This window comes from Nonomuraea sp. NPDC003201 (assembly GCF_053590415.1).
Genome location: NZ_JBSFTC010000493.1, coordinates 1 through 5,644, shown reverse-complemented (window position 1 = coordinate 5,644; position 5,644 = coordinate 1). Strand labels below are relative to the sequence as shown.

Annotated in this window: 2 protein-coding genes; both read right to left on the bottom strand. The window is 68.2% G+C overall.

Going from position 1 to position 5,644, the window contains the following annotated elements; all coding sequences use genetic code 11:
• Positions 1 to 12: 12 nt before the first annotated feature.
• A complete protein-coding gene (locus ACWDX9_RS58830; protein ID WP_449972250.1) occupies positions 13 to 3,984 on the bottom strand; it encodes a ThuA domain-containing protein in 3,972 nt (1,323 codons plus the stop codon).
• A 143-nt stretch (positions 3,985 to 4,127) separates the two neighbouring features.
• Positions 4,128 to 5,129, bottom strand: a complete 1,002-nt coding sequence (locus tag ACWDX9_RS58825) for a multicopper oxidase domain-containing protein (protein WP_449972247.1) — start codon at positions 5,127 to 5,129, stop codon at positions 4,128 to 4,130.
• Between the last annotated feature and the right edge of the window lie 515 nt (positions 5,130 to 5,644).

The following is a 5,644-nucleotide window of genomic DNA, read 5'->3' as shown; positions in this document are numbered from 1 at the left end:
TCCACGACCGCGTCATAGTCGCCCCGCCCGAAGGCCACCAGCGAGCGGCACACCGGCAGGCCCACCCTGAGCGTCATGTCCCGGTTGGTGACGCCTGTGGTTCTGCAACCCGACGAACCCGCTGATGAACTGACGCAGGTCCGTGGGCGGGTCGCCGGCACGGGACGACGTCTTGCCCGGCGTGTTGTCGAACTCGTTGATCACCTTGCCGTTGCGGGTGATCGTGTAGTGCTGCCCGACCACCCGGACCTCGTAGTCGTTCCACGTGCCCTTCGGGGTGACCCCGGCCTTGTCCAGGCCCGAGGCGGCGAAGTTGTAGACGGAGCCGGTCTTCTGCGGCTCGCCGGTGTCGCCGTCGTAGATCTGGATCTCGTGACCGCAGAAGATCGCGACCCAGGCGGGCGACGTACGGGCCGAGCCGGCCGTTCCGCAGCTTCCCGCCGGACGTTGCTCCAGCGGCGTCCTCGGGTCGGGGAACCGTACGAAGACCCCGCTGTTGGCGCGGAGCGCGTCGGGCGCGACGTCACGGAACTGCAGCCTCAGCGAGAAGTCCGCGTACGCCTTCTTGGAATACCACAGCATTCCGAGACCGCCGGAGGCACGGATCGTGCCGTCCGGTTGCAGGGTGAACTGTCCCGACGGGGCCTGCGTCCACCCCTGGAGCGACTGCGCCGTCCCGTCGAAGAGGGTCTCGTATCCGTTCGTCTTGCCGATCTCGGACTCGGCGGCCGCCTTCTTGAGCGCGGACGCCTCGCGGTCGTCGATGACGCCGTCCTTGCGGGCCTTGTTCACCACGTCGTTGAGGTGGCTCATGAACTCGCCGTGGTTCTTCCAGCCGCGCTCGTCGTCGATCAGGTCGTTCAGCGTGCAGCCGCCGCCGGCCACGCGGTTGGCCACGCCGGTGTCGGTGTCGAGCAGCCGGACCGTCGGCCGGGCGTCGGGGGCGGTGCATTCGACCTTGACGTCGATCGTGCCGGTGGCAGTCGTCCCGTCGGCGTAGGTGACCTTCAGCGTCGCCTTGTAGGTGCCGAAGTCCTTGTAGGAGTGCGTGGGGTTCGCCTCCTTCGACGGCCTGCCGCCGTCGCCGAAGTTCCACTCCCACGACACGCCGCCGGCCTTCGTGCTGGAGAACGCCATCGTCCTCGGGTCGCTCTGCCGGACGGGACGCGCCACGGCCAAGCTCGGGTTCGGCGTCGCCGGACCACCCTTGTAGGCGACGCGGATCAGCTTCTGGTTGGGGTGGAGGCTGAAGAACCCGCCGGCGTAGTCGAGCATGTAGAGCGCGCCGTCCGGCCCGAACTTGGCGTCCATCCACGACTGCATCTGAGTGGTGCCGCCGCCGCCCGGGATGATCTGGCGCAGGTCCTCGCCGAACACGGGCCGGCCCGCCTCGGGCACGGTCTTCGGGTCGACGGTCACGGCGACGCGGTTGTTGCCGTTGGACTCGTCACCGATGAACCACTTGTTCTCCCAGTACGCCGGCCACGCCACACCGCTGTCGGTGTCGACCTGGGAGCGATGGTAGGTCGGCCCCGACATGACCGCCTGGCCGCCGCCCTTGAGGTAGGGAATGGTCAGGGTCTCCTCGCCCGGCTTGTACGTGGGCAGGCCGCTGCCGTCGTTCCGCTTCGGGTAGACGGGGCCGCCGCCCTGCGGCGAGTACCAGATCATGTTGGAGCGCGCCGGCGGGATGTCGACGAGGCCGGTGTTGCGCGGTGAGGTGTTCTTCAGGTGGTCGCAGTCGTACCAGTCGGCGGGCTGGGTGGCGTCGACGTTGCTGCGGTCACGGTAGGGCTGCTTGTCGCCCATGCAGTACGGCCAGCCCTGGTTGCCGGCGGACCTGAGGATCGTGGCGGTCTCGTACTTGGCGGGACCCCACGTCTCGCTGGGGCCGCCGGCGTCGGGACCGACCCATCCGGCGGTCAGCCAGTTGTTCACGTTGTCCCAGGCGATGCGCGCGATGTTGCGGACGCCCATCACCCAGATCTCCGGGCGGGTCTTGCCGCCGCCCTCCTCCTTGCCGGTGAACAGGTTGCCCTTGGGGATGGTGTAGGTGCCGTCGGGCTCCGGGTGGATGCGGAGGATCTTGCCGTTGAGGTCGTTGGTGTTGCCCGCGGTACGGCGGGCGTCCTGGAACGAGACGCCCTTGTAGTCCGCGGTCCAGTTGTTGCCGGAGTAGCCGCCCGAGCCGCCGGAGGAGTTGCTGTCACCGCTGCCGACGTAGAGGTTGCCGTCCTTGTCGAAGGCCATGCCGCCACCCGCGTGGCAGCAGCTGTGGATCTGGGTGTCCCACTGCAGCAGGTCCTTGCGAGTGCTCTGGTCGATGGCCTGGTTGGCGGCGTCGTAGGTGAGCCGGGAGACCGTCCGCTTGCCGATCCGCTTGTCCCTGTCGATCGACTCGTGCGGCATCCAGTAGACGTAGACCCAGCCGTTCTGCTCGAACTTGGGGTCGAGCGTGATGCCGATCAGGCCTTCCTCGTTCTTGACCAGTTCGTCGCCGCTGCCGCGGTTCCCCATGACGGCGAGCGTGGTCAGCAGCTTGACCTGCTTGGTCTTCGGGTCCCACTGGTGGATGGTGCCGCAGCCGAGGCCGACCTTGGGGTCGTTCCAGTCGGCGATCGGGCCGGTCGTGCAGGCGGCCTTGCCGATGTAGAGGACCTTGCCGTCCGGGGCGATGGTCAGACCGTGGGGCTCGCCGATCTGGTCGAGCTGGCCCTGCTTGTTCTGCGCGGTCAGCCGCTCGACGGCGTAGTTCGAGGCGATCGTCGCCTGGCAGTCACCGCGCACCAGGCCGGCCGCCCACCGGATGGCGCCGCCGAGGTGGCTCTGGAACTGCTCGTCGCCGGTGTAGCCGGCCTTGGTGCCGCCCATGCCGGTGTAGAACGACCGGCCACCGTCGTAGTCGCGGCACCACGAGATGGGATGGAACGCGCCGTTGCCGTTCAGGCCCTGGTCGTAGGTGTGCTCGCCGACCTGCGCGACCGTGTGGACCTTGCCCAGCGGGTTGGGGCTCCAGTTCATCCACGTGTCGGTGCGCTTCACGGTGAAGGGCAGCCCCTTGTTCGCCGGGTGCTGGCGGTCGACGAGGTCGACGACGGCCTCCTGCGGCTTGCTCTCCGGGGGCTCTCCGGCGGTGGGGCCGAACAGCCGCAGCTCGGCCAGCTGGATCAGGGGCTCGCCGCCGTTCGCGGTGATGTTGAGCCGGTAGTACTGGTACGCCGTGCTGTTGGCGAACGTGTACTCCTTGGTCTGGAACCGCTGGGGGAAGCTCTCCCCGGTCCGCTTGTCGAGGTCGGTCCAGTCCGTCCCGTTCTGGGAGCCTTGGAGGGCCCAGTCCTTCGGGTCACGCCCGGGGAAGTCGTTGGCGGACGTCAACGCGTAGTGCGCGATCGCGACCGGCTTCTCGAGCTTCCCCTGGACCCATCCGGTCGGCGTCCGGGCCAGCCACTTGGTGTCGTTGCTCCCGTCGAACAGCTTGTCCTTGGTCTCGTTCGGCGGGTTCTCAGCGCTGGCGGCGCTCTCCACCACCTTCTCCGGAGGGGGCAGGGCGCCGGCGGGGCGGGTGCCGATCAGTTCGGTGAACCAGGCCGAGTCCGCCTGGGCGCGCGCGGCGTCGTGGACTCCGACGAACCCGCCGCCGTTCCTGATGTACGCCTGGAAGGCGGCCAGCTGGCCGTCGTTCAGCTCCGAGCCCTTGGCGGACAGGAACACCACGCCGCGGTAGCGCGCCAGGTTGTCGGTGGTGAAGACCGCCGGATCCTGCGAGGCGTCGACGGAGAAGCCGTTCTTCCCGCCCAGTTCCTTGATCGCCGCCGTGGCCTGCTTGACCGGGTCGTCCTGCTTGTCGGCGGGGCCGTGGAAGACCAGCACGCTGACAGGGCTCTTGTCGGAGCCATGTTCCGGCGGCTTCGGGGCGGCGGCCTGTGCCTGGGCGGGTACGGCGGCGGGGGTCGCCAGCCCGAGGATCAGGACGGCGCTCGACATCGTGATCAGTAAGCGGCGCCAGGCGGTTTGTCGGGGCGGTAAGAGGGCTTTTCGGCCCATCGTTCGCTCCTTCGGGTTGAGGGTGATTCGGGACCTGCTGGGGAAGAGCTGAGGGTTCTGCCGCGGCCGGGTCCTGGGCCGCGTCAGTGATGCGCGCCCGTCGTGGGGCTCGTCGTGGGGCTCGTCGTGGGGCCCGCGTGGCCGTCACCCGAGTGGTCGGGCATGTTCCCGTCCGCGTCGGTCACCGTGAAGATCCCGGCCATCCCCATGTCGGAGTGGCTCTGGACGTGGCAGTGGTACATCCACGCTCCCGGGCCGACGCGCTCCCCGGCGATCACCTGGAAGCCGAACGACTCGGCCGGTCCGGTGATCTTGGTGTCGATGATCCGGCTCTGGTCCTGCGGGTGTTCCAGCAGGCCGGTGCGGTTGTCGGCCCAGCGGTGCCCGTGGATGTGGAACGTGTGGTAGAACTCGCCGTGCGTGATCACGATCCACTCCACCCGCTCGCCGAGCTTCGCGACGAACTCGGGTGCCTGATGGGCCGGCTGGTTGTTGATCGACATGTCGTTGAAGACGACGGTGAACTGCTTGTCCGGCCTGAGGTCGCCCTTCCTGCGGACCACCAGCGGCCCGTAGAGTCCCTGCCGGATCCCCCCTGTGCCGTGATCGGTTCCCACGACGTGGTCGTGGTAGTGCCAGTAGCCGGCGCTGCCGGGCTCGATGCTGCCGCCCGGGCGCCGGCCGGGGGCATGGGTGCGCCAGGTGTAGGTGCGCCGGCCGCCCGGTTCCACCACGCTGTCGTTCAGCCTGGTGCCGTCGCTGGCCGCGTCGTAGTCGACCCCGTGCACGTGCAGGCTGGCCGCCACGTCCAGGTTGTTGACCATCTCGATCTCGAGGGTGTCGCCCTCGACCATCTCGATGAGAGGGCCGGGGATCGTGGGCTTGCCGGGCTCCAGGCCGTAGCCCAGCCGGCCGTCCGGCAGCCGCTCGGCGTAGAGGGTCATGCGGCGGACGTTGCCCTTGCCGGGCTTGTCCGCGGGCTTGTCGATCGTTGCTTCGGCCTGGCTGGATGCTACTAACGGTGCGACCGCGGCGAACGCCGCGGAGGCGGTGAAGGCACGCCGGGAGAACAGGCTTTTCGCCATGCCTCTGCCTACCTCGGTCATGGTTCCCCAATCGGTGACGGCGCCCCACTCGCGTGAGGGCTGGGTGCGGCTGCTCGTGTGGTTCGGGAGCGAGCGTGTAAGAGTGGGAATCACAGAGAGTCGAGGGTGGTAGTTAGGGTGACCGCCGATGGAAGTACGCGCCTTTTTTGACCAAATGTCAAGACTTTCGCCAAAATCTGGCCAAAGGTCTGCGTGATCCCCTACGTGGTGGCTCGCTGAGTGCGTCGGCCGCATCCGATCATCGCGGCGATAGGACGTGCGCCGCTCATCTTCTGCTTGACCATCGGTAAAAGTCGCTCTTAGCATCGCGACTAGTGACATACCGGACGTATTTCTCGTCCGGCGTGGAGCCCGACACGTAGGAGCTTGCATGGACAAGGTCGGGGTGTGGCTCATAGGGGCACGGGGATCCGCGGCGACGACCGCGACCGCCGGCGCGAGGCCGGAAAGGGCGGCAAGGTGGTCTATGAGATCACCGAGGCGGGCCGGGCCGA